This is a genomic window from Curtobacterium sp. AC272, from assembly GCF_979258155.1.
In genome coordinates, this window is sequence record NZ_OZ409838.1 from 983,352 (window position 1) to 1,007,239 (window position 23,888).

Genomic DNA, 23,888 nt, shown 5'->3' on the forward strand with positions numbered 1-23,888 from the left:
ACCACCGCACACCCTCACCCCGGCGGCGGCCCCGTCGTCCCGCGCACCACCAGGTGCGCCGGCGCCGCGACGATCGCTCCGGCAGCGCCGCCGTCGACCTCGGCCAGCACTGCCCGCGCCGCTGCCCGCCCCTGCGCCTCCGGGTCCTGTGCCACGGTCGTCAGGCCCACGGTGGCGCCGTACTCGTGGCCGTCGATCCCGATCACGGAGACGTCCCCCGGCACCGACAGCCCGGCCTGCCCGGCGGCGAGGAGCACCCCGAGCGCCATCTCGTCCGACGCACACAAGACCGCGGTCGGGCGATCGAGCCCGACGCCCGCCGCACCCGCGACCATGCTCCCGCCGAACAGCGCGTTCCCCGCCGCCAGCCCTCCGGCGAACGAGAACCGTCCGTCGAGCAGCCACCGGTCCGGCACCGCGTGTCCGGCAGCCCGCATCGCGTCGACGAACCCGTCCCGCCGCAGGTGCGGCACCGCCACGTTCATGCCGGCCTCGTCCTGCCCGCCGACGTAGGCAACCCGTCGGTGCCCGAGTCCGCACAGGTGGTCGACCGCGATCCGGGTGACGGCTCGGTCGTCGACCCCGATGTTCCGCAGGCCCGGTGCGGGTCCGCCGATGACGATCATCGGGTGCCGGGTGAGTTCGAGCTCGGCACGCTCGGTCGCGTCGAGCACCAGGGACAGCAGGACGAGGGCGTCGACACGGTGCCGCAGCATCGAGCGTCGGAAGGCGCGGTCACGGTCGCCGCCCGGCCCGCCCAGGTTGTAGAGCACGAGGTCGTACCCGGCCCGACGGAGTTCCGCGTCGACGCCGCCGAGTGCCTTGACGTAGAACCACCGGTCGATCACCGGGACGACGACGCCCACGGCGCGCTGCCGCCCGGTGGCGAGGCCGGCCGCCGCCGAGCTCGGGACGTACCCGAGCTCGTCGGCGACCCGTCGGACCTCGTCGATCGTGGTCTCCGCCACGTTCTCCATGCCGCGCAGCGCTCGCGACACCGTGGACTTCGACAGTCCCGTGACGGTCGCGATCTCCTGGATCCCCATCGATGCGACCCGGGAGGCCCGTCAGCCGTCCGTACCGTGTGTCACGCCCGCCGGACGGTCGGCAGCAGTGCCGGGGACGGTGTGCGCGACGGCCGCTGCGGTCCGGCGCGCCCGGTGCGGTGCACGACGACCCGCTGGTGCGAGCTCGTCCCACCCGCTGTGCTGGTGCACCCGCCCGTCCGCCGAGGGCCGTGGCTGACGACGGGTGTCGTCGCCGCGAGCGGTGCGGACGGGGGCGACGGCAGGAGCGGCACCGATGCCGTCGGTAGTGCCGTCGACGACCGCGTGGCGGCGGAGGACCGCGACCCGCCACCGGTCGAGCGCCACGACCCCGAGCACGCACACCAGCAGGGTGAGCGCCCAGCCGAGTGCCGGGCGACCGGTGACCTCGCAGAACACCGTGGCGCCGAGGAACAGGATGCCGAACATGCCGACGAAGCCGATCGCCTCGTCGATCCGGGCCGTGGGCCGGGTGGGTCCGCGCTGTGCCATGGTCGTCACCCCTTCACGCCACCGGCGGTGAGGCCGGCCACGATGCGTCGCTGGAAGATGAGGACCAGGATGACGAGCGGGATCGTGACGATCGTGCCCGCCGCCATCACGGCCGTGTACGGCTCCTGGTGCGGCTGCGACCCGGCGAACGAGGCGATCGCCACGGTCACCGGCTGCGTCGCGTCGCTCGAGAGCTGCGAGGAGATCAGGTACTCGTTCCAGCTGGAGATGAACGCCAGGATCGCCGTCGTGAACACCGCGGGGGCGGCGAGGGGCAGGATGATCCGCCGGAACGCCTGCACCCGGGTGCAGCCGTCGATGCGCGCTGCTTCCTCGAGGTCCCACGGCATCTCGCGGAAGAACGACGCGAGCGTGTAGACCGTCAGGGGCAGCACGAACGAGATGCTCGGCAGGATGAGCGCCTGGTAGGTGCCCATCCACCCGATGTCCGTGAAGAGCTGGAACAGCGGGGAGATGAGCGCGACGCCCGGGAACATCGACGCCGCCAGGATCGCGCCGGCGATGAGCGACTTGCCGCCGAACTCGAGTCGGGCCAGGGCGTACGCCGCCGTGGTGCCGACGAGCAGGGCGATGATCGTCACGACGCCGCCGATGAGCAGGCTGTTGGCGAGCGCCCGCCCGAGGTGGTTGCCGAGCGACGTGGAGAACGCGGTCGCGTAGTTGTCGAGCGTGACGTGCGTCGGCCACGGGGTGGCGTCGAACGTGAACCCGACGTCGCGGAAGCTCGTCACCACCATCCAGTAGAACGGCAGGAGGCACCACACGGCGATGACGATCGCCTGCACGGCCGTGCGGATGCGGGGGCCGGTGTCGCGGCGGACCCGGACGTCGGCGCGGTCGACGGCGCGGTCGCGTGCTGCTGCGGTGGACCGGGGGCGGTCTGCTGCGAGGGTCACTTGAGTTCACCCTTCTGCTGGGCGGCCTGCGTCTGCACGACGTTGGCGCCGAGGAACCGGACGAAGACGAACGCCACGATGAAGATCACCAGGAAGGTGATGGTCGACAGGGCCGACGCGGAGTTGAAGCCCTGCCGGATCTGTTCGACGACCAGGATCGACAGGGTCGTGGTGGCGTTGCCGGAACCACCGCCACCGCCGGTGAGGATCGCGGGCAGGTCGTACATGCGCAGCGCGTCGAGCACGCGGAACAGGATCGCGACCATCAGCGCGGGCTTGATGAGCGGCAGGGTGATGAGCACGAAGCGCTGGAACGTCGACGCGCCGTCCATCTTGCCGGCCTCGTAGACCTCCTCCGGGATCAGCTGGAGCCCCGCCAGGATGAGCAGTGCCATGAACGGCGTGGTCTTCCAGGTGTCGGCGATGATGACCGCCCACCGGGACGCCCATTCGCCGCTCGTCCAGAGGATCTGCTGCCCGAGGACGTGGTTCAGGACGCCGTTCGCGTCGAAGATGAAGTACCAGAGCTTCGCGGTGACGGCCGTCGGGATCGCCCACGGCACCAGGATCGCGGCGCGGACGAGCGCGCGGCCCTTGAAGTTGCGGTTCATGATGATCGCCATCCACACGCCGATGGCCGTCTCGAACGCCACGGTGACGACCGTGAAGAAGAACGTGTTGCCCATCGACACCCAGAACTGGGAACCGAGGCTGCCGGGCGGGCAGGTGACGTTGCCGCACTGCTGGCCGAGCCAGTGCACGTAGTTCGTGATGCCGGCGAACCCGCCCTGCACGAACAGGCCGGTGGCCTTGTCGAGGCCCTGGTCGAGCTGGAACGACTGGATGATCGCGCTGACGACCGGGTAGCCGATGACGATCGCGAGGAGCAGGATCGTCGGGCCGATGAGGTACACGGCCCACCGGCCGTGCTCGGCGTTGAGTCCGCCTTGCGCCGTTGGCGCTTCGGTTCCATGCCCGTCGGGTTGGGGATGGCTGCGGGGATCTCGGTTGCTGCTGACACGTGTCGGCCTCCTTGCCGGGGGTGTCGGAACGCAAGTAGGGGCGGACTGGAGGCACGTGCCGGGATGGCACCGTGCCTCCAGTCCGATGCGGCGTGCGCCGCGTGTCGCTAGCTGCTGGTCGCCGACTTGAGGGCGTCCTGCATGTCCTTCATGGCTTCGTCGACCGACTTCGATCCCTTGAGCGCCGCGTAGGTGTTGTCCTGGATCGCCTTCGTCACCGCCGGGTAGAACGGCGTGACCGGCCGCGGCTCCGCCGATTCGATCGACTTGAGCAGCGTCGGCAGGTACGGCAGCTTCGCCGTCAGCTCGGAGTCGGTGTAGAGGTCACCGACGACCGGGGCGAGCGACCCCTGCGTCGCGAAGAACTTCTGCGTGTCGTTCGAGATGAGGAACTCGAGGAAGTCGTGCGCCGTCGCCTTGTGCTTCGAGTACACGCTGATCGCGGCGTTGTGGCCGCCGAGCGTCGAGGCGCCGGTGCCGTCTGCACCCGGGATGGGCGCGATGCCGAACGTGTCCTTGACCTTGCTCGAACCGTCGGTCTTCGCCAGGTTGTAGACGTACGGCCAGTTGCGCAGGAACAGCAGCTTGCCGGCTTCGAACGCCGTGCGGCCCTGCTCCTCCTGGTACGTGATCGCCTCGGCGGGGATGTTCCCGTCCTTGAACGCGTCGACCAGGTTCTGCAGGCCGGCCTTGGCGTCCGCGGTGTCGACGTCCGGGTCCCCGCTCTTGCTGAGCACCGAACCACCGGAGCCGTTGATCGCCTCGGAGGCGTTCACCGTCAGGCCCTCGTACTTCGCGAACTGCCCGGCGTAGCAGCCGATGCCCTTGTCCTTCGCGATCTGGCAGTCGGCCATCATCTCCTTCCACGTGGTCGGAGGCGTCTTGACGAGGTCCTTGCGGTAGTAGAGCAGTGCGCCGTCCGAGGTCTGCGGGGCGGCGTAGAGGGTGTCGTTGTACGTCGCGGTCTTCACCGTGGCGGGCAGCAGCTTCGAGGTGTCGATCTTCATGTCACCGGTCAGCGGCGTCAGCCAGCTCTTCGCGGCGAACTCGGCGGTCCAGACGACGTCGACGTCGACGACGTCGTAGTTGGCGTCCTTGGCCTGGAAGTGCTGCACGAGGTCGTCGTGCTGCTGGTCGGCCTGGTCGGACTGCTCCTTGAAGGTGACCTTCTCGTCGGAGTGGGCCTTGTTCCACTTCGCGATCAGCGGGCGGACGACGTTGGAGTTGTCCTTGCCCTGCACGTAGGTGATGGGCCCGCGGCTGTCCTGGCCGCTCTTGGCGTCGTCCGAGCCGGCGCCGGAGCTCCCGCTCGAGCAGCCGGTGAGCACGAGGCCGATGACGGCGACCCCGGCAACGGATGCGAACCGCACCCTGGAGCGTGTTGTCTTCACAGCGTTGTCTCCTCATTGAGATCACCAGGGGGCATCGATCGGGTTCGACGACACTGCCCTGGAGCAGGCGCCGCTGCCTGCTGGTGGAGGAAGCTACGCCCGCCGCAGGGGTTCCGCAACCGGTTGCATCAGTTCCGTGACCTGAGCGTGACCTTGGAAGTCCCGGAGACTTCCTGGGTGAGCGCTCACCCTCGTTCGAGGGACCCTGCGCGCCACTGCGGAACTCCGCATGAACACCGCCACTGGGGTCCTGCGCCGTTGTCCGTACCCACGGCCCGACGTAGCGTCCACGACATGGCCACCCTCCACACCGCCGACACCGTGCCCGCACCGCGCCGTGTCATCGGCGTCGACCTCGACGCCCTGCTCCCCCGTCTCGTCGCCGACGAGACCGGCGAGTCCGCCATGGTGATCGGCTACCGCGGCGGCCACCCCACCGGCACCCTCGACGTGCTGCTCACCGACGACCCCGCCGATGCGGCCCGCGCCCTCGAAGCGCTGCAGGAGACCGTCCTGGCCGACGTCCCCGCGGTGTCCGACGACGACCTGCCGACCATCTCGGTCGTCGTGTCCACCGTCGTCGACCGCGTCGAGGACCTCGGCAAGCTGCTCGACGTCCTCGAGCACCTCGACTACCCGCGGCACGAGGTCATCCTCGTCGACAACCGCGTCCGCGTCCCCGCCGGCGACGCGCTGCCCGCGATGCTCGCCGGGCGGAACGTCCGCTTGGTCGAGGAACGCCGCCCCGGTCTGTCCGCCGGACGGAACGCCGGTGTCGCCGCCGCGACCGGCGACGTCATCGCCTTCACCGACGACGACGTCCGCGTCGACCCGCAGTGGCTACGCGCCATCGGGTCCCGGTTCGTCAGCGAGCCCGGCCTGGACGCCGTCACCGGCGTGATCCTGCCGAGCGAGCTCACCACCCCCGCGCAGATCTGGTACGAGGCGTACTACGGCGGCTTCAGCGCCGAGCGCACCTTCTCGCCCGTGACGATCGTCCCGGACGATGTCCAGGGCACCATGCGGCACGCCCGCGTCTCGGCGGTCACCCCGTCCGGCGAGGTCCTCAAGCACTTCGCCGTCTACGGCATCGGCGCGTACGGCGCCGGCGCGAACATGGCCTACCGTCGCACCCTGATCGAGGCCGTCGGCGGCTTCGACCACACCCTCGGCGCCGGCTCCCCGCCCGTGGTGGCGAGGACCTGGCGATGTTCATCGAGACGCTGTGGCGTGGTGGGAAGATCGGCTTCGAGCCCCGCGCGGTCGTGCACCACCGGCACCGCCAGACCATCGAGGACCTGCACAAGCAGCTGCACGGCAACGGCGTCGGCTTCACCGCGCTGATGTTCGCGCTCGCCGCGAAGGACAAGCGGCACGTCGCCGTCCTCGCCCGCCTGATGCCGCTCGCCGCGAAGGTCAAGTCGAAGCAGATGCTCTCCCGCCTGGCCGGACGCCGGGACGCCGCGACCGAGGTCACCAACGACGCCTCGACCACGCGCATCCCGAAGACCCTGGCGTACCACGAGCTGCGCGGGTTCCCCGCCGGCCCGGCCGCCTGGTTCCGCAGCCGACGCCGCTGGCGCGACGTCGAGGCCGGCCGCTTCCGGCCGTAGTCGCGCAGCATGACGGACGGGAGGCCCGTGGCAGTGTCGCCACGGGCCTCCCGTCCGTTCGTTGCCGCGTCCGCACGACGCGGTACGACACTCGCGTTGTCGTACGACGGCGAGGATGTCGCCCCCACGCGCACGCAACCGTTGCGCATGCAACAAGCGACACTCGCGTTGTCGTACGACGTCGAGGATGTCGCCCCCACGCGCCCGCAACCGTTGCGCATGCAACAAGCGACAGAGCCGGCGGACCACCGCCCCACCCCTCAGCGCGCGGTCAGCCGCCCGGCCAGGTACCGCCACGGCCCGCCCAGCGCGGCCGTCAGCTCGGCGCGCTTGAGCCCGCGCGTCGCCTCGGTGAACTCGGCGTCGACGGGCCAGCCACCGCTCGCGTCGACGGGCCGCTCGTCGGCACCCTGCCCGAGCGCGCCGAGCCGCCGGAGCGCGCCGGCCGCACGTCGCAGCACCGCGAACGCCGTGGAGGGCCGCAGCACGAGCTTCGTCACCCAGGCGCCGAGGCCGGTGCCGTAGCCGATCGCCTGCGAGCGCAACGCGGCACGGTCCTTGCGGTGCTCGTGCCAGACGACGGCCGAGGGTTCCACGGCGAGCGCCCCACCGGCGAGCAGGACGCGGGTGAACAGGTCGGGGTCCTCACCGGCTCGGGCACGGGTGCCGGGGCCGAGGGCGACGTCGAAGCCGCCGAGCTGCCGGACCGCGTCGCGGCGCACGGACATGTTCGCGCCGGTGCCGAACGCGCCGACGGTGAAGGGGAACAGGGGCTCGTCGACGGGCGGGGCGGACGTGCGGTACACCCGGCGCTCGAGGTTCCGCGCCCAGGTCACCCGCTCGTCGAAGAAGCGCTGCGTGGGGTGCGGAGCTCGCCGCTGGGGACGAGTCCGGTGACGCACCAGACGTCGGCGTCGCGCTCGTAGGCGGCGGCGATGGCGGCCATCCAGTGGCGGTCGACGACGACGTCGTCGTCGATGAACGCGACGATGCCGCCGGTGGCCAGTGCGAGTCCGGCGTTGCGGGCCCGCGAGACGCCGGCACGTGCCTCGAGGACGTAGTGGACGCGCGGGTCGTCGACGGCGGCCACGACGTCGCGGGAGCCGCTGGTGACGGGGGCGTTGTCGACGACGAACAGCTCGAAGTCGTCGTACGCGGACTCGAGGACGGAGCGCACGGCGCGCGCGAGCGCGACGGGGCGCTCGCGGGTGCCGATGACGACGGAGACGCGTGCGCCGTCCGCGGGGGCGTCGACCGGGAGGCCCGGTGCCGGCAACCGACGCAGGGCCGGTCCCAGCTCGGCCGGGTCCACCGCCCCGCGGTCGTCGACGCGCACGTCGACGAACCCCGCGACGTCGTGGCCGTCGCGCACCATGAGGCGGGCGCGGCGGAAGCCGCCGGCGCCGGCGAGGTGCACGGTGTCGGCCGCGAGCGCTGCGGACCGGTCGACGGCGCCGACCCAGGCAGCGCCGACCCAGGTGGGGGCGTCGGGCGAGGGCATCGCGGGGTCGAGCGTGAGGGCTCGTTCCGCGGTGGTGGTGTGGTCGGTCATGTTCGTCCCGTCGGGCCGGTCTGGTCGGGTGGACGTGGCAATGCTCCGCGCGCGTCGACAGGGGGTCAACCGCGATGCTCGGAGGATGCGGAGAGGCTGCGGTTTGCCGCCACTAGACTCGCGGGAGACGCCGGTCGACCCGCCGGTGCGACCCCGGTCCCCGCCGGACACGAGGAGGACGCATGCCGCTGGCCCGAACGATGGACCGGCTCGGCCTGACCAGGCGTCCGCGCCCGACGTTGCACCTGGTTCCGGACCCCGACACGTCCGACCTCGTCGTGGTGCACCTCGATGCCGACGACGCCGCGTGCGGCACGTGCGGGCACGCCCAGGCGGCACACGAGCACTACCGTCCGGGCACGGACTGCGCGCTCTGCGACTGCCCGAAGTTCCGCCGCGCCCGCTGACGCGTTCCCCCTCGAGATCCCCCGCACGATCCCCCTCGATCGGGGGCGCCTGCGGGAAACCGCCGTTCCCCCGCAGGTGGTCCCGACCTCCTTGTCGGTGCTGCCGGGCCCGCTTAGCGTCGCGGACATGGCCATCACTCCCACGCCACTCGCGTGCATCGTCCTCGCCCACGAGGACCCGACGCACGTCCGTCGGCTCGTGGCGGCGCTCGACCCGTTCCCGGTGTTCCTGCACTGCGACGCGAGCACCGACGACGACGTCTTCGAGGCGATGACCGCCGGCCTGCCCGAACGGGTGCACGTGCTGCCGCGGATGCGCACCGGATGGGCGAAGTGGGAGAACGTCGCGGCCGAGGTCGCCGGCTACCGTGCCGCCCTGGCGCAGACCGACGCCACGCACGTGGCGCTGCTGACCGGCAGCGACTACCCGCTGGCCGACGCCGACGAGATCTCGGCGCTCCTGACCGCGAACCCCGGGCGGTCGTTCGTCGAGGCGAAGCCGCTCCCCCACCCGCATGGGGTCGCGACGGCGGTCGGTCGCGCGTGCGGTTCCGGCACTGGGCGTGGCGGAAGCACATGCTGCGCCTGCCGGTCCCCCGTCGGGTCCCGCGCGACGTCGTGTTCGGCGGCGGCTCGCAGCTCAAGGTCCTGGCCCGGCACCACGCGCAGGGGGTCGTCGACGTGTTCGACGGGCGCCCCGACCTGGTGGCGTTCTGGGAGCGGGTGTGGATCGGCGACGAGACCTTCGTGCCGTCGGTCCTGCTGACCCCGGCGTTCACCCCGGACTTCGCGGACGCCCACGCGGCGCAACCGCTCTGGTGGATCGGGTGGGACGGCACGAAGCAGAAGAGCCCGCCGTGGCTCGGGATCGAGGACGCCGGCCGGGTGCTGGAGCGTCGCACGGCGGCTGACCAGTCGACCCCGTACGTGTTCGCCCGGAAGTTCTCGACGTCCCGGAGCACCGACCTGCTCGACGTGGTCGACGCGACCTTCGGGCTCCGCACGTCCGCCGACGACCAGCCGGTGGTGGTGGCGCAGTGACCGTCCCCCAGACCCGACGCGAGGCGCGTGCGGCCGAGGCGGCTGCGCTGGCGGCACAGCCCGACGACGACGAGCTCGAGGCGTCCGTGCAGCCCGCAGCACCCGGCGCGCTGTCCACCGACACGGACTCGATCGCCGTCGCACGCGGCTCGTCCGTCCTGTTCGGCCGCGGCCTGCTCTACGTGGTCGTCTGGTCGATGCAGCTCGTCGTGAGCTCGCTGATCTCCCCGTGCTCGCGCACCTGATGCCACCGGCCGAGTTCGGCGTACTGGCCTCGGCGATCGCGCTGTACCAGGCCCTGGTGGTCGTGGCCGTCTGCGGCATCGACCAGGCGTCGGTGCTGCAGCGCGCCGAGGACGGCGACGACCGGCGTGCCCGCGGCCTGATGTTCGTCGGCATGGTCACCGCGGTCACCGTCACCGTGTTCGCCCTGGTGTCGATCCCGCTCTGGGGCGACGCCGCGGGCTTCGTCGACCAGCACCCCCTGCTGCTGGTCGCCGTGCTCTGGACCGGTCCCGCCGCGATCGTGCAGCTGTCCCTCGCGTTGCTCGTCGCCCAGGACCGCATCCGCGTGTTCGCCGTGACGAGCCTGCTGTCGTCCGTCGGCGGGTCGATCATCGGTCTCGGGCTCCTCGCCGCCGTGCACGCCGACGCGACCACGTACGCGTGGGGCGGGGTCGTGGCGCAGGGTGCCGCGATGGTCATCGGCATCATCGCCACGAAGCCGCGCGTCCGCGGTCTGTTCGACCACCGCACCACGATCCGGGCGTTCAAGCTCGGTGTCCCGATCGCGCTCGGCAGCCTGTCGTACTTCGTCCTGAACGCCGGTGACCGGCTCGTCGTGCAGCGCCTGCTCGGTGCCGACGAGGTGGCCCGCTACCAGATCGCCTACGTCGTCGGCTCCGCGGTCATCCTGCTGCTGACCTTCACGAACCAGGCCTGGGCGCCGCACTTCGCCGCCCTCCGCGACGCCGTGGCCCGCCGCCGGCTCGCCATGCACGCGCGGGACGAGCTCTACATGCTGCTCGCCCCCGTGCTCGTCGCCGTGACGCTCGTGTCGCCGGTGGCGCTGCCGATCCTGGCCCCGGCGTCGTACCGGGTCGAGTCCCTCACCGTCGTCGTCTTCGTGGTCGCCCTGACCGCGTTCCCGGTGGTCGCGAGCGGTGCGACCGGTCGGCTCCTGCTGGTCGAGCGCCGCGGGGTGACGGTCGGCGTCATCGGTGCCGTCGCCGGCGTCGTGAACATCGCGGCGAACCTGGTGCTGGTGCCCCTGACCGGCATCGTCGGCGCGGGCATCGCCACGGTCATCGCCTACGGCATCCTCGCCGCACTGCAGCAGGCCTCCCTGCCGGACCGTCGCGAGTGGCGCGGCCCCCGACGCCGAGTGCTGCTCGCCATCGCGATCGCGATCGTCGTCGCCGCGGCCTCGCTCCTGCCCCCGCAGGACCTCGCCTGGAACATCGTGCGCGTCGTCGGCGTCGCCGCGTGCCTGCCCTGGTTCTTCCGCCGCCTGAAACTCGCTCGCGGAGGATCCGCATGACCCGTCCCACCCCCGTCCGCTGCGTGTCGTCGTCGCCACCAACGGACTCGCCATCACCGGCGGTGTCGAACGCTGCGTCGTGGAGGACGTCGGCGAGCTCGTCGCGGCCGGCCACGAGGTCGAGGTGTGGCACCGCGCCGGACCGGACGGCGACCCGGACGAGGGCCGCGCGGTGTTCGACCGGCTCGGTGTCCGACTGCGGCACGCCCGCGACTACCGCTTCGGCATCCGGACCGCCCCGACGGACGTGTTCCGCTTCGTCCGTGAGGGCCTGCGCCTCCGCCGGTCGCGCCCGGACGTCCTGTGGCTGAACCGTCCGGAGTTCCTGCCGTGGGGCCGCGTCGTGTCCTTCGTGTCCGGCGTCCCCCTGGCCGTGCACCTGCACCACGCCCCGAACTACCGTCGGCTCGGCCCGTTCGCCGGCGGCCGGACCCGGTACCTGGCGGTCTCGGCGGCGATGGCACGTGGCTGGACCGCCGTCGGTGCGCCCCCGGACCGCGTCGACGTGGTCCCGAACGGCGTCGACACCGCGGCGTTCCCCGCCGCCACGCCGGCGAGCACACGCCGAGCACGCGCTGCGCTCGGCCTCGACCAGGACCGCCCCGTGGTGCTCTACTACGGACGGCTCACGCGGTCGAAGGGCGTCCTGGCCCTCCTGGAGGCGTGGGGTCGCGTCCACGCGTCGGCCCGCGTCCTCGTGGGGCCCGGCACACCGCCCGCCCCGGCTCCGGTGCTCGTCCTGGCGGGTGCGCTGTACCCGCAGGACGCCCCCGCCGTGCACCGCGCGATCGCCGCGTTGCCCGAGGGCTCCGTGGTCGTGGTGCCCGAGCGCGACGACGTCGTCCCCCTGCTGCACGCCGCCGACGTCGTGGTGGCTCCCTCCATCGAGCCCGAGGGTTCGGCCGCGTGGTCGTCGAGGCGATGTCCACCGGACGCCCCGTCGTCGCGGCGGCGTCGGGCGGCACCGCCGAGATCCTCAGCGGCGAGTGGACGCGCTTCACCGTCGACCCCACCGAGACCGCCGCGCTGGCCGACAAGGTCCTCCGAGGCGCTGCACGCGGCCGGGACGGAACCCGGTCTGGCGGACCGGTGCCGCGCCTGGGTGCGGGACCGGTACGGCCGGGAGCGGCACGTCGCGGCGCTGCTCCGGGCGCTCGAGGCGCACGCGAAGCACTGAAGACGAGCACTGACGGACGACGACGACCGAGCGGTGCCGACGACGACGTCGGCACCGCTCAGTCGTTCGGGACCGTCGTCGCGGTGTCGTCCGGCAGCGACGCGCCCGGCGCGGTACCGTCCGCCGGAACGTCGATCGTCATCCAGTCGATCAGCAGCGAGCCCGCTGCGTCCGCCGGGGGTTCCCGTCGTTCGACCCGGCCTGCACGACCAGGTGCATCCGGGCGGTCGGGATGTTCTCCGTCGTGGTGCCGACGACCTCGTCGTCGACCAGGAACGACATCCGGTCGGCGGTCCACTCGATCGTGTAGGTGTGCCAGTCCTTGAGCGACGCCTCGGTCTGCTGGTGGATGCACTTCTCGGCGGGGTCGGCCAGGCAGTGCACGTTGAGCCACGCGGGCGCGCCGAGCGCTCCCTCGGGGAAGTCGATCTCACCGTCCGACCACAGGTTCTCGTCGCTCCACAGCAGCACGGCGACGCCGTAGCCGTCGACCTCGTCGCTGCGCATCCGGATGCTGTACCGGCCGGCGGTCTGCCCGCCCCACTCGCCGTCGACGAGCGGCACGACGCCGCCCGCCAGCGGCACCCCGGCGCGCGTGGTGCGCAGCCGCACGTCGAGCACGCCGTCGTGCGTCGACAGGGTCGACGCCTGGTAGCGCCCCGTCCCCGCGGTGTCGGCGAACCCGTGGTACGCGACGAACCGGTCCGAGTACCGGGACTCGAAGGTCCGGTTCGTGGCGGCGTCGGCGAAGTCCTCGCCGAACACCCGGGTCCACCCCTCGGGCTCGGAGCTCGGCATCGAGACGCCGCTCGGGTCGTCGAGGGTCACGTCGTCACCGTTCGCCGTCGTGGTCGCGGTCGTGGTGCCGGCGACGATGCCGGCAGCCACGAGCAGGGCGCCGGCCGCGAACGCGGTCCGGCGGGTGCCGGGGCGCCGCGGCGGCCGGTGCCGGGGCAGGCCGCGACCGTGTGCCGGTGGGGCGCCGTGGGCCGATGCCGCGTCGTCGGCGACGTGTTCCGCCCAGGTGGGGCGGGCCTCCTGGCCGTCACCCTGCTCGTCGGTCACCCGGTCACCCGGTCGTCCACGCGCGGATCTCGGAGAGTCCCACGTTGCCGGTGCTGTTCGAGACGCCCGTCACCGTGAACCGCACCCAGGTGACGTCACGCGGGGTGAAGTCGACCGTCAGCGCGTCGCCGCCGTTCGGCAGGGTGCCCACCGCGACCTGGCTGCCGTCCGAGAACGTCAGGGTGCCGCTGGTGACCTGGTCCGAGCTGTTCGGGCGGTCGTGCAGGACGATCCGACCGAGGTGCTGCGAGGCGGCCCAGTCCAGCTGGATCCACACCCCGGTCCGGCCCCACGGGGCGACCCACTCGGCCGTCGGGTTGTCGGGGTAACCCGACACGACGCCGTCGACGGCCTTCGCGACGGTCTGCCCGGTGGACTGGTCGTCCCACGCGGCGGTCGGGGTGGCCGACCCGGTGACGTCCGCCAGTGTCGGCGTCGGCGTCGGCGTGGGTGTGGGGTCGGCGTCGGCGTGGGTGTCGGGGTCGGCGTGGTGTCCGCCGGCCGGAACGCCCGGATCTCGGCGAGGCCGACGTTCGGGTCGTGCTGCTCACGGAACCGACCGTGAACCGCACCCAGGTGACCTGGCGGGCGCTGAACGCGACGCGCTGGACGGCTCCGCCGTTGTCGAGCGACGGGACGGCGACGCTGGTGCCGTCGGAGAACGTCAGCGTGCCGCCGGTCACCTGGTCGTCGCTGTTCGGCCGGTCCGCGAGGTCGATCTCGTGCAGGGTCGTGCCGGCGGACCAGTTCAGCTGGATCCACGTGCCCGCGCGGCCACCGGGCGCCGCCCACTCGGCCGTCGGGGCGTCCGGGTAGCCGCTCACGACGCCGTCGACGGCCTTCACGGCGGTCTGGCCGTCGGCCGGGTTCTCGGCGCTCGCGGTGACGGTCGCGCCGGCGGTGACGTCGGTACCCTGCGAGGTCGGCGGGTCCGTCGGGGGCTGGGCCGACGAGCCGACGGCGTACTGCCGGCTCAGCCAGGAGCCCTCCGGGCGCGACGCGCAGGCCGAGGTGGACCCGCAGGTCTCACCGTCGTACGCGGCGTACGCGAAGAAGGCTGCCGCCTTCGCGGCCGTCTGCGCGGAACTCAGGTTCGACGGGCGGTCCGCGATCGGGTACCCGAGGTAGCCCGTGAACGTGTGTGTCGCCGTGTACGCGGACTGCGCCTGGTCGGCGAGGTAGGCGACGGTGTGGTGGTCGCTGTGGTCGCCGTCGCCGTACGTGCCGCCGTGGTCGAGCGTGTGGATCTCGGTCGGCGCGTACCCGGTCACGAGGCCGGAGAACGTCGCGCGCAGGTCGGTCAACGAGAAGGAGGTCGGTTGGGCTGCCCCGGTGACGGTGTGGATCGTGGAGATCTGGCCCTCGTAGAGCTTCTCCAGGCTCTCGCCGCCCGTGGCCGCGAAGCCGGAGCCGTCGATGTTGCCGTCCGGCAGCTCGAGGAACACCAGGCTGAGCCGCGGGGCCGTCGCCAGGGTCGCCGTGCGGAGCGTGTGGCCGGCGACCGGGAGCTGGCCGGCGGTCCAGTTCGACGAGACGCCCGCGATCGACGCGTACGACGCCATCAACCCGTTCTCGCGGGCCTGCCAGTACCAGGCGGGCTTGCCGGCGTCACCGGCGGTCACGATGACCGAGCGGACGCACTTGCCGGCGTCGATGTCGGCGCGGAGCTCGGTGCCGGAGAACAGCAGGTCGTCGTCGGCGTGCGCCACCATCGTGAGGACCCGGCCGGCGCTGCAGTCGGCGTTCGCGGCGGCCGTGCCACCCGTCGGTGTGCTGCTCGGCGTGGGCGTCGGCGTCGGCGTGCTGGTCGGTGTGCTCGGCGGCGGTGTCCTCCGGCCTCGTGCGTCGGCCGACATCGCGCCGCCGGGTCCGGCGATGACGGCGACGACCGCCAGGACCCCCAGGACCGCCGCGGCGGACGCGGCGCGCGTGCGCCACGTCCGCCGGGGTGCCCGGGTCGTGCGGTGTTCAGTTCGTGGCATGTGCGAGTCCTGCCGGGGTCAGTTCGTAGACGGCGGTGGTGCCGGAGCCGAAGACGCGCTTCCAGTAGGGCGAGTCGGCCATGGCGGCCGCGAGCTCCTGGTAGTCGGCGTCGGTCTGGTACCCGTACCGCTCGTCGTAGGCGCCGAAGGGCTCGGCGACCAGTGCGTAGTACTTCGTCGCCGGCCAGTCCAGGACGAGCTGGCGGGTCATCGTGGACACGTCGGCGTCGGCGTCGTAGCCCTCCGGCTCCGGGTACGCCCCGAGGACCTCGCGGGACAGCGCCCCGACGTCGAAGTAGCGTGCACCGGTGTTGCTCGGGACGGCGTTCGCCGAACCGGTCAGCAGCATCATCGAGCCCTTCGGCGCGTTCGCGTCGTAGAACTGCGTCGCCGCAGACTGGCTGCGCGTCGGGACGCGGTTCCAGTCGAGGGCGGTCTGGCCGAACGCGCCGATCCCGACCATCGCGGCGACCGCGGCCGCAGCGACGACGACCTTGACCGCCGTGGGCCGCACCGCACGGGTGACGAGTCGACCGACGGGAGCCAGCCGGCCGCTGGGCATCGGGAGCCCCGCCGCCAGGATCGCGATCCACGGTGTGGCGAACAGCACGACGCGGAAGATGCCCTCCTGGCCGTAGTTCGTCGCGACGAGCAGCGAGATCGGGCTCGCCGCCGTGGCCAGCAGTCCCCAGTGCACGCGGTCGCGGCGCATCAGCACGGTGATCACGGCGACGAGGCCGAGGACCACGAGGGCTGCCGCGGGGATATCGAACGCGAGCCGCGTGACGAGCGGCTTCGGCAGGACCGTCATGTCGTGCGACGGCGGCTGCACGTTGTCGAGCACCTTGCCGACGGCCCCCAGGGACAGGAACTTGCCGAGGATGTCGTCGTTCAGCAGGGCGAAGCCGACGGCCGGGACGAGCACCACGACGGGCAGCCACCAGGGGCGGAGCAGTCGGAACACGATGAGCGTCACGAGTGCGGCGACCGTCAGGTACGGCGAGATCTGGTGGGTGACGACCAGCACGATGCCGATCAGCGTGATGGCGATGATCCGCGACAGGCCGACGCGGCGGGCCCGCAGGATCGTCGTGCGGACGCCGTCCGCGGCGGTCACCGCGGTGCGTCGCAGCGGGCCGACGGCCAGCACGAGGATCACCAGGGACATCAGGATGCCCACCGACTGCGGCGAGAAGTACGTCGTGTTGAGCGAGCCGGTCATCGCGGTCAGGAACGCGGCGATCCAGGGGCGACGGTTGCCCGGCAGCCAGTTGGCGGCCAGGACCCCGACGGCGATCGTCGTGCTGAAGGCCAGCAGGACGGGGACCCACGCGGCGATGGTCATCGCGTTGTCGATCCCGCCGACGTCCGCGACCCAGGCGCCGCCGGCGAACAGGCCGGACCACGTCTGGAAGATGTCGGCGGCCGGGTTCGTCGAGCCCCAGCGCCGGATGTACTCGAGCACGCCGATGTGGCGGGCGGCCGCCATCACGGTGGGCATGCCGTAGGTGATGGCCTGGGCGAGCTGGATCGACCCGCCGAGCACGACGACCGGGATCGCGAGTCCGCGACCGCGCACCAGGGCGACGACGGCAGCGGCGACGACGAGCGCCAGTCCGATGACCAGGCCCGGGCCGAGTGACCCGAAGAGCCCGTCCGGCACCGGGTCGCCGATGTGCGTGAGCGCGGCGACGACGATGACGAGCAGCCCGACGACCGAGCCGGCGGTGACGGTGTCGGTGGTGGTCCAGCGACGGGCCGTGGCGCCCTCGGCGGCCGGCTCGAGGCGGGCGCGCTGCAGTTCGGCGACGTCACGCGGCACGGCGATCGCGAGGGCGACGGCGGTGAGCACGACGACCCCGACGAACGGCACCGTCGGGTTCCAGAGCTGGAACGTCGCCATCGTGTAGCCGATGCCGATCGTGCCGACGAGCGACGCCGTGACCGCGAAGACGCTGAAGCGTGCCAGCGGCATCGGGCGGACGAGCAGGAGGGGTGCGACGCCGAGCAGCGCGAACAGGTACACGCCGATCGCGCTCCCCGCAGGACCGGGAGTCCGGCGATCGCGGCGACCCCGGCGACGAGGAGCGTCAGGACGACGATCGCCGCTGCGGTGAGTCGTGCGATCGGGCTCATCGCGTCCACCGCGAGCGGGCGAGCGGGACCGGCCGAGGCCAGGCCGTGCCGGAGCTCGTGGCGACCACGGGCGTTCCGGTCGATCGTGCCGCCGCCACGCAGGCGTTCGACGAGCGCCAGGAACGGCGCCGTCAGGACCGAGCGCTGCTCGACCCCGCGCAGCCGCCGCTGGGTGGCGGCGAACTCGGCATCGACCGCGTCGGGAACACGACCCGCGTCACCGGGCTGGTCGCCGGCGATGTCCGTCGCACGGTCGCCCTGCTCGAGGCCGAGTCGTGCGAAGGCGCTGAGCGCCTCGGGCGCTGCGTCCACCGATGCGGTGAGCGACTCGCGGTCGATGGCGTTCTTGGTCATCCAGGCTCCGAGTCCGTGGCCGTGCGCGGCTGCAGCGGTGCGGAGCGACGCGACGTCGTCCGCCGATCGCTGCCACGCGATGGCGGCCGGTTCGACGGCGATCGCGGATCCGGCGAACAGCAGTCGTGTGAAGAGGTCGAGGTCGTCGCCGGCACCGACGCGGGTGCCCGGTCCGAAGGCGGTGTCGAAGCCGCCGATCCGGAGCGCGGTCGCGCGGTGCACGGCGAGGTTGTCACCGGTGCCGTAGGCAGCGGCGGCGAAGGGGTGGTGCGGGGGCGCGTCGTCGGTGTCGTCGAGGCGGAACACCCGACGGCGGACGGTGCGGCCGGCCGCGGTGCGGTCGTCGTGCCAGCGCTGCGCGGGGGTGCGCAGTTCGGCGCTGGGGACGAGCCCGGTGACGCAGGCGACGTCGGGGTCCGCGGCGAAGGCGGCGGCCAACGCGGCGACCCAGTCACCGTCCACGACGGCGCCCTCGGCGACGAAGGCGACGACCTCGCCGCTCGCGGCGAGGAGTCCGGCGTTGCGGGCGGCGGCGAGGCCACCGGCCGGCGCGGCGATCGTGGTGACGCGCCGACCGCCGATCTCGACCGTCGCGGTGCCGCTGTCGTCGGCGCCGTGCGAGACGACGACGACGTCGAAGTCGGGGTACTCGTTGGCGAGCACCGACCGCATGGTGGTGCCGGCGGCCCCGTCCGTGCAGAGCACCACGGTGACGGACGGCAGCACCAGACCTGCTGCCGGCCGACGCTCGGGCACCGGCATCGGCCGGATCGCGCGCTGGAGGGTGCGGACGTCGATGGTCCCGCCGATGCGGCGACGCTCGGTGATGTCCGCCTCGACGAAGCCGAGCGGCTCGCCGTGGTCGCGGACGAGCAGTCGGGCGCGCCGGTAGCCCGCGGCGCCCTCGAGTGCGACCACGTCACGGTGGCTGGAGGCGTGCACGTCGGCGCGGTCGACCTCGCCGACCCACAGGGCGCCGTCCCACGTCGGGGACAGCGGCCCGGTCACGATCGGCGAGATGACCATCGCCAGGGTCGCGCGGGTCACCGCGTGCCCACCGGTTGTGCGACCGGGACGGGAGCCGGGGTGCGGACGACGACGCCACCCAGGACACGCCCGACGGCGTAGCCCGTGACGGTCGACGCGACGGAGAGCACGATCGCGAAGCGCACGCAGGGCACCGCCGCGACCGATGTGGCGCAGTTCGCGCAGCACCGCTCCGGGGATGACCTTCGTCAGGTACGTCGACTCGCTGGCGAGCGAGTCACCCGTGCCGACGCGTCGGCTCAGGACGGCCTTCGAGATGCCCTCGTAGTAGCTGCGACGGCGCAGGTAGCGCATCGTCACGCGGTCCGGGGAGACCCGGTGCGAGACGTTCGAGCGCGGTTCGTGCCGGATGCGCGCACCCGGACGGGCCTGGGCGATGCGGATGCAGAGTTCGGTCTCCTCGCAGCCGAGCGGCTGGTTGCCGACGCGGCCGATGCCGGAGCGGAACCCGCCGGCGAGCATGATCGCGTCACGGCGGAACGCCATGCTCGAGCCGATGACGTTGCGCACGTCGCCGGGGGTCTCGGGCAGGCCACGGTAGGAGCAGCCGACGATCCAGAGGAGTTCGTCGGCGTACGGGCCGGCACCGGTCGCGGTGGGCCAGGACGGTGTGGCCCGGCCGCCGACGCCGACGACGTCCGGGTCCTCGAGTGCGGTGAGCATGTGGCCGAGCCAGTCCGGGTCGGCGGTCGCGTCGTCGTCCAGGAACGCGACGACGTCGGCGTCGGTGAGGGCGACCCCCGTGTTGCGGGCGCCGGACAGGCCGCGGTCCTCGGTGTTCGGGACGACGCGGAGCTCGGGCCAGCGCGCCGCGGCGCGGACGAGGAGCTCGGGTTCGTGGTCGATCACGACGACGACCTCGGGGGCCTCGGGCTGGCGCTTGGCGGACTCGACGCTGTCCTGCAGGTCGCCCCAGCGCTGCTGGGTGTAGGCGCAGATGACGACCGCGACGGTCGTCACGCGACTTCTCCTCGAGGCTGGCCACGGCGGCGACGGGGGCGCCGTGCGGGGCGTGCGCGCCGAGCGGAGCGTGCCCGGCCGCGTGGACCGAGGCGTGCGCTGCGGCGGGTGCGGCGTGCGGTGTGGCGGCCAGCTGCTCGGCCGGCGGCACGACGCTCATCGCGGCACGACGGACCTCGGAGCGGCCGATCGCTGCGCGACGACGCTCGTGCATGATCGACTTCAGCACGCGGATGCCGTCGGTCACGGCGTTCAGGTTGCTCGAGCCGTGCACGCGGAGCTTCTCGTGGCTGGGGACCTCGGTGATCGCGAGCTCGGCGGCCGACCAGCGGCAGGTGAGCACGGTCTCGATCTCGAACCCGTCGCCCCAGAGCATCGAGCCGTCGGACGGCTTCGGCAGCTCGGAGGACAGCAGGCCGATCTCCGGCAGGACGTCCGCCCAGAAGGCGTTGTAGCCGTAGCAGAGGTCGCTGTAGCGGGTGCCGAGGATGATGTTGCAGAGCATGTTCAGGCCACGGTTGCCCAGGTTGCGGACGATCGTGATGTCGTCGCTGCCGCCGCCGAGCGAGTAGCGGGTGCCCTTCGCGACGTCGGCGCCCTCGACGAGCGCCTGCACGAAGCGCGGGATCTCGTCCGGGTCGGCGGAGCAGTCGGCGTCGAACATGACGACGACGTCGCCGGTGACGGCCTCGAACCCGCAGGCGAGGGCGTTGCCCTTGCCCTTGCGGGTCTGGTGCACGACGCGGATGTCGGGCATCACGCGCTGCGCGGTGGCGATGGTGTCGTCGACGGAGTTGCCGTCGACCAGGATCACCTCGTACACCGGCGGGAGCTTCGGCAGGATGATCTCGAGGTTTCGGGCCTCGTTCCGCGCCGGGATGACGACGGAGACCCTCGGGTCTGCAGGGCGAACGGTACGTGCGGGCATGGGCGCGGTCCTGTCGGGTCAGGGTTGCTGTCGGGTTGTGGCTCGTGTGACGAGCGGCGCGTCCTCGGATGACGCATCGACGACGGTGACCGTCGTCGGTCGAGCAGCGGGACGCGGGTACGACGCCGCCGGCTTCGCAGGTGAGTGGGTACTCTCCCCCGCGTGTCCAACCATCGTCGCGGGCTGGCAGGCGGTCAATGCGCGGTGCGGTCCATTGCGGACACTCGGCCGCGGATACGGAAACCCGCAACACCGCGCGCCGGCCACGTGCCGTGGACGCACCGACAGGCGGACGGACGGCGCGGTGCCAGCTGGCCCCGCGCCTCCCGTCCGTCACCCGGCTCAGTCCCGGGCCGCGCCCTCCGTCGCGAACGCCGCACGCAGCGCCGTCGCGAGGTCGGCCACGTGCGGTTCCCGCAGCAGCGAGCTGTGCTCGGCCGCGATCCGCACGGTCTCGGTCCGCCCGCGCAGCAGCGCGGACCAGCCGGTCGCGTCCGGGTTCGCATCGGCGAGCACGTACGTCGCCCGTCCGTGGAACGGCGTCGGGTGGTGCCGCCGGGTGACGAGCTCGGCCTGGTCGAAGAAGGCGTCGAAGTCCTTCTGCCCGCCGTGCCGCAGCACACCAGCGCTGTAGGCCTCGCGCGCGCTTCGCGACGTGCTCGCCCCACGACATGCCGGACGGCATGACCCGCCGGACGGCCCCGGCGAGGCGCTGGCCGACGGCACGGACTGCGGGGTTGCGGTGTTCCTCGGGGCTCGAGCCGTCCGAAGTGCTTCCGGACCCCCTCGGCCCCGGTCCTCGGCAGGTAGGTGTCCAGCAGCGCGACGTGCTCGACCTGCTCGCCGCTCTCGGTGAGCAGCCGGGCGATCTCGAGCGCGATCAGCCCGCCGAGCGAGTGACCGACCAGCAGGTACGGTCCCCGCGGCTGCACGATGCGCATCAGGGCGACGTACCGGCGGGCACTGGCCTGGATGCTCCAGTCCGGCATGCCCCGACGCTCGAGGCCGTGCTGCTGGAACGCGTACACGTCGTGCTCGGGCAGGTAGCGGGACAACGGCAGGAACGTCAGGGCGAGCGCACCACCGCCGGCGAAGCAGAACACCGGCGGGCGGCCGGACTCGCGTGCGCCGGACACCTTGACGACGTCGGGGTGGCTCGGCAGCGCCGTCGTGCCGCTCCGTACCCGTCGGGCGAACGCCCGGAGCGTCGGGTGCTGCAGGACGTCCGACGAGCGCAGGTCGATGCCGAGACGGGTGTGCACGAGCGCGAGCATCTCCTCCGCCGACAACGAGTCGCCGCCGAGGGCCGAGAAGTCCTCGTCGAGGTGGACGCCTCGAAGGCCCAGCACCTCGGCCCAGATCTGCTCGACCACGAGCTCCCACTGGTCGTACTCGCCCTCGACCATCTCGGTCTCGATGCTCGGCGCACCCGGCAGCTCGGCCCGGTCGACCTTGCCGCGCTCGTTCCGCGGCAGCTCGGTCATCGGCACGATCGACGCCGGCACCATGTACTCCGGCAGGCGGTCCCGCAGGGCCAGGCGCAGGGCCGCGGGCGCGGGCGTGCGCTGGCCCGGACGGCCGACGACGTACGCGACCAGGCGGGTGACGGCGGGCGGGTCGACCTGCGCGCGGTGACGACGGCGTCCTGCACCTCGGGGATCGCGCGGAGCGCCGCCTCGACCTCGCTCGGTTCCACGAGGTACCCGCGGACCTTGACGGCGTCGTCGGAGCGTCCGAGCAGCACGAGCCGGCCGTCCGGCTCGATCCGGGCGAGGTCGCCCTGGCGCCAGGTCGGCGTGCCGTCGTCGGTGCGTCCGGCACGCTCGGCGGTCTTCTCCGGGGCACCCCAGTACCCGGCGGTCAGGCCCTGGGAGACGATGACGAGTTCGCCGGTCTCCCCCGGGTCGGCGGGGCTGCCGTCCTCGCGCAGCACGAGTACCTGCTTGCCGGGCAGCGGCCACCCAGCGGGCACCACGCCCTCGGGCACCGGGGCACCGGGCTCCACGGGGCAGTACGCGACGCAGCCGGTCTCGCTCGACCCGAAGGCGTTCAGCAGCAGGGTCGTCGGGTCGAGGTGCGGTCGAGCAGCGGCGATGTCGGCACCGGTCACCGCCTCGCCGGTGGTCATCAGGAAGCGGAGGCCGCCGAGCGCGGGACCCGCCCCGGACGCCTTCGCCCCGGGAGCCGTCTGCGAGCCGACGATCGACCGCAGCAGGTGCGGGGTGCAGACGAGGACGTTCACGCCGTCGGCGGAGAGCCGTGCGAGCAGGCGTTCGACGCCGAGCTCGCGGGGTTCGAGGAGCACGACGCTGCCGCCGCTCAGCAGGGTGTCGAAGGAGAACAGCAGACCGGCGGCGAACGACAGCGGCAGGACCACGCCGAGGCGGTCGCCGGGTCCGGTGCCGAGGGCGACGGCGTCCTGCTCGGCGTTCGCGAGCTGCTGCCGGTGCGTCAGGACGACACCCTTCGGCATGCCCGTCGAGCCGGAGGTGAACACGATCGCGAACGCGTCGTGGCCGCCCGGGCGGGTGCTGGGCGCGTCGGGCGCTGCGGTGCCGGGCGCGTCGGGCGCTGCGGTGCCGGGCGCGTCGGGCGCTGCGGTGCCGGGCGCCTCGGCCGCTGTGTCCGTGTCCGTTTCGCCGCCCGCGGTCTCGCCGCGTCGTTCGATCAGCTCGTCGAGTGCGTGCACCCGGCCGTCACGGTCGGCGACGACGGTCGCCGCCAGGTCGGCGCGCGCGGCGTCCGCCACGATCTCGTCGACCCCGGCGAGCTGCGCGACGTCGCCCGAGGCGGACGGCTGGCAGGTGCTCGTCGAGCACCACCACGGTGCGCCCCGCCCGGACGAGCGCCAGGATCGCGACGACGGCCTCGGTGGTCTGGCCGGCCATGACGCCGACCTGGCTTCGACGCGCCACCGGCCACCGCGCCGACGCCGGCACCACTGTGGTCGTCGGGTCGGAGCTCGGCCCCGAGCACCGACGCGAGGTCGCGCGCCGCCCGGTCCGCCTCGGTGAACGTGTAGGGGCGGCCGTCCCCGGCGAGCGCAGCGGCGTCACCGTGGAGCGCGACCACACGGTCCCAGCGGTCCAGCACGGAGTGGTCGTCAGCCAGCGGGATCGCGGCTCGGTGGGTCCAGTGCTCGGTCGTCGTCAGCGGGTCGGCGGAGGTCACGATGACACCTCGGATGCTCGTCGGCGGGCCGCCGCGGGTCCCGCGCC

At 72.8% G+C, this 23,888-nt stretch carries 20 protein-coding genes and 3 pseudogenes; 8 read left to right on the forward strand and 15 right to left on the reverse strand.

Going from position 1 to position 23,888, the window contains the following annotated elements; translation table 11 throughout:
• Window positions 1–14: 14 nt before the first annotated feature.
• The 5 genes from ACZZ0J_RS04880 to ACZZ0J_RS04900 form a co-directional block, all read right to left on the reverse strand.
• On the reverse strand, window positions 15–1,046 hold the full coding sequence (locus ACZZ0J_RS04880; protein ID WP_194647968.1) for a LacI family DNA-binding transcriptional regulator: 1,032 nt from the start codon (window positions 1,044–1,046) through the stop codon (window positions 15–17).
• 21 nt (window positions 1,047–1,067) lie between these two features.
• Complete coding sequence (locus ACZZ0J_RS04885) at window positions 1,068–1,538, reverse strand: hypothetical protein (protein WP_463435159.1); 471 nt, start codon at window positions 1,536–1,538, stop codon at window positions 1,068–1,070.
• A 5-nt stretch (window positions 1,539–1,543) separates the two neighbouring features.
• On the reverse strand, window positions 1,544–2,455 hold the full coding sequence (locus ACZZ0J_RS04890; protein ID WP_123339855.1) for a carbohydrate ABC transporter permease: 912 nt from the start codon (window positions 2,453–2,455) through the stop codon (window positions 1,544–1,546).
• Window positions 2,452–3,369 (reverse strand): sugar ABC transporter permease, encoded by a 918-nt coding sequence (locus tag ACZZ0J_RS04895; protein ID WP_307861004.1) that lies wholly within the window; start codon window positions 3,367–3,369, stop codon window positions 2,452–2,454. The genes ACZZ0J_RS04890 and ACZZ0J_RS04895 overlap by 4 nt, the downstream gene beginning before the upstream one ends.
• 215 nt (window positions 3,370–3,584) lie before the next feature.
• Window positions 3,585–4,868 carry an ABC transporter substrate-binding protein gene (locus ACZZ0J_RS04900; protein WP_463435161.1) on the reverse strand — a complete coding sequence of 428 codons (1,284 nt, stop codon included), beginning with the start codon at window positions 4,866–4,868 and terminating at the stop codon, window positions 3,585–3,587.
• A 294-nt stretch (window positions 4,869–5,162) separates the two neighbouring features.
• On the opposite strand from ACZZ0J_RS04900, the gene ACZZ0J_RS04905 reads away from it, so the two are divergent.
• Both ACZZ0J_RS04905 and ACZZ0J_RS04910 read left to right on the forward strand, forming a co-directional pair.
• The gene (locus ACZZ0J_RS04905) at window positions 5,163–6,212 is read left to right on the forward strand and encodes a glycosyltransferase (protein ID WP_463435163.1); all 1,050 of its coding nucleotides are present in this window, start codon (window positions 5,163–5,165) and stop codon (window positions 6,210–6,212) included.
• A complete protein-coding gene (locus tag ACZZ0J_RS04910; protein ID WP_463435165.1) occupies window positions 6,134–6,481 on the forward strand; it encodes a hypothetical protein in 348 nt (115 codons plus the stop codon). The genes ACZZ0J_RS04905 and ACZZ0J_RS04910 overlap by 79 nt, the downstream gene beginning before the upstream one ends.
• A gap of 260 nt (window positions 6,482–6,741) precedes the next feature.
• Here ACZZ0J_RS04910 and ACZZ0J_RS04915 read toward each other — a convergent pair whose 3' ends face one another.
• Both ACZZ0J_RS04915 and ACZZ0J_RS04920 read right to left on the reverse strand, forming a co-directional pair.
• Window positions 6,742–7,317 carry a glycosyltransferase family 2 protein gene (locus ACZZ0J_RS04915; protein WP_463435167.1) on the reverse strand — a complete coding sequence of 192 codons (576 nt, stop codon included), beginning with the start codon at window positions 7,315–7,317 and terminating at the stop codon, window positions 6,742–6,744.
• Window positions 7,314–8,033, reverse strand: coding sequence for a glycosyltransferase family 2 protein (locus ACZZ0J_RS04920; protein ID WP_463435169.1), 720 nt, complete (start codon window positions 8,031–8,033; stop codon window positions 7,314–7,316). The genes ACZZ0J_RS04915 and ACZZ0J_RS04920 overlap by 4 nt, the downstream gene beginning before the upstream one ends.
• Before the next feature lie 182 nt (window positions 8,034–8,215).
• On the opposite strand from ACZZ0J_RS04920, the gene ACZZ0J_RS04925 reads away from it, so the two are divergent.
• The 6 genes and pseudogenes from ACZZ0J_RS04925 to ACZZ0J_RS04950 form a co-directional block, all read left to right on the forward strand.
• The gene (locus ACZZ0J_RS04925; RefSeq protein ID WP_463435171.1) at window positions 8,216–8,440 is read left to right on the forward strand and encodes a hypothetical protein; all 225 of its coding nucleotides are present in this window, start codon (window positions 8,216–8,218) and stop codon (window positions 8,438–8,440) included.
• Window positions 8,441–8,567: 127 nt separating this feature from the next.
• Window positions 8,568–9,206: a beta-1,6-N-acetylglucosaminyltransferase gene (locus tag ACZZ0J_RS04930; protein ID WP_463435173.1), complete on the forward strand. Its 639-nt coding sequence runs from the start codon at window positions 8,568–8,570 to the stop codon at window positions 9,204–9,206.
• Entirely contained in the window at window positions 9,188–9,481 is a 294-nt protein-coding gene (locus ACZZ0J_RS04935) for a hypothetical protein (RefSeq protein ID WP_463435175.1), read from the forward strand. The genes ACZZ0J_RS04930 and ACZZ0J_RS04935 overlap by 19 nt, the downstream gene beginning before the upstream one ends.
• Window positions 9,478–9,726 (forward strand): hypothetical protein, encoded by a 249-nt coding sequence (locus tag ACZZ0J_RS04940; protein WP_463435177.1) that lies wholly within the window; start codon window positions 9,478–9,480, stop codon window positions 9,724–9,726. Before ACZZ0J_RS04935 ends, ACZZ0J_RS04940 begins: the two co-directional genes overlap by 4 nt.
• Entirely contained in the window at window positions 9,711–11,021 is a 1,311-nt protein-coding gene (locus tag ACZZ0J_RS04945; RefSeq protein WP_463435179.1) for a lipopolysaccharide biosynthesis protein, read from the forward strand. The genes ACZZ0J_RS04940 and ACZZ0J_RS04945 overlap by 16 nt, the downstream gene beginning before the upstream one ends.
• Before the next feature lie 52 nt (window positions 11,022–11,073).
• Window positions 11,074–12,008, forward strand: a pseudogene (locus tag ACZZ0J_RS04950) (glycosyltransferase family 4 protein); the annotation flags it as partial.
• 340 nt (window positions 12,009–12,348) lie between these two features.
• On the opposite strand, the gene ACZZ0J_RS04955 reads toward ACZZ0J_RS04950, so the two are convergent.
• The 8 genes and pseudogenes from ACZZ0J_RS04955 to ACZZ0J_RS04990 all read right to left on the reverse strand — a co-directional run bounded on the left by ACZZ0J_RS04955 (window position 12,349) and on the right by ACZZ0J_RS04990 (window position 23,558).
• The gene (locus tag ACZZ0J_RS04955; RefSeq protein ID WP_463435181.1) at window positions 12,349–13,263 is read right to left on the reverse strand and encodes a glycoside hydrolase family 16 protein; all 915 of its coding nucleotides are present in this window, start codon (window positions 13,261–13,263) and stop codon (window positions 12,349–12,351) included.
• A gap of 4 nt (window positions 13,264–13,267) precedes the next feature.
• Window positions 13,268–13,690, reverse strand: coding sequence for a DUF7402 domain-containing protein (locus tag ACZZ0J_RS04960; protein WP_463438140.1), 423 nt, complete (start codon window positions 13,688–13,690; stop codon window positions 13,268–13,270).
• A gap of 118 nt (window positions 13,691–13,808) precedes the next feature.
• A pseudogene (locus tag ACZZ0J_RS04965) lies at window positions 13,809–15,245 on the reverse strand (DUF7402 domain-containing protein); the annotation flags it as partial.
• Between the two features lie 1,488 nt (window positions 15,246–16,733).
• A complete protein-coding gene (locus ACZZ0J_RS04970; RefSeq protein ID WP_463435183.1) occupies window positions 16,734–19,742 on the reverse strand; it encodes a glycosyltransferase in 3,009 nt (1,002 codons plus the stop codon).
• 433 nt (window positions 19,743–20,175) lie between these two features.
• A pseudogene (locus ACZZ0J_RS04975) lies at window positions 20,176–20,670 on the reverse strand (glycosyltransferase family 2 protein); the annotation flags it as partial.
• Between the two features lie 194 nt (window positions 20,671–20,864).
• Window positions 20,865–22,268 carry an alpha/beta fold hydrolase gene (locus ACZZ0J_RS04980; protein ID WP_463438141.1) on the reverse strand — a complete coding sequence of 468 codons (1,404 nt, stop codon included), beginning with the start codon at window positions 22,266–22,268 and terminating at the stop codon, window positions 20,865–20,867.
• The gene (locus ACZZ0J_RS04985) at window positions 22,151–23,419 is read right to left on the reverse strand and encodes an AMP-binding protein (protein ID WP_463435185.1); all 1,269 of its coding nucleotides are present in this window, start codon (window positions 23,417–23,419) and stop codon (window positions 22,151–22,153) included. Before ACZZ0J_RS04985 ends, ACZZ0J_RS04980 begins: the two co-directional genes overlap by 118 nt.
• Complete coding sequence (locus tag ACZZ0J_RS04990) at window positions 23,367–23,558, reverse strand: hypothetical protein (protein ID WP_463435187.1); 192 nt, start codon at window positions 23,556–23,558, stop codon at window positions 23,367–23,369. Before ACZZ0J_RS04990 ends, ACZZ0J_RS04985 begins: the two co-directional genes overlap by 53 nt.
• Window positions 23,559–23,888: the final 330 nt, after the last annotated feature.